1 pseudogene is annotated in these 238 nt (G+C 45.8%); it reads left to right on the forward strand.

The window, feature by feature from the left end:
- Window positions 1-238, forward strand: a pseudogene (locus tag AAEZ03_RS28805) (RNA-binding transcriptional accessory protein); the annotation flags it as partial.

Here is a 238-nt window from a genome sequence, read left to right on the forward strand (position 1 = left end):
GCCGACACCAAAGCGGTACTTGATGGTGCGCGTTATATTTTAATGGAGCGCTTTGCCGAAGATGCAGAATTACTGCGTAAAGTTCGTCAGCATTTAGTACCGCAAGCCGTGCTTGAAAGCCGCATGGTCAAAGGTAAAGAAAAAGAAGGCATTAAATTCCGCGATTATTTTGAACACAATGAAGTGATGAGTAAAATCCCATCGCATCGCGCCCTAGCCATGTTGCGTGGTCGTAATG

Source organism: Pseudomonas sp. HY2-MNA-CIBAN-0224, from assembly GCF_040310285.1.
In the GTDB taxonomy this organism is placed as follows: Bacteria; Pseudomonadota; Gammaproteobacteria; order Pseudomonadales; family Pseudomonadaceae; genus Aquipseudomonas; species Aquipseudomonas helleri.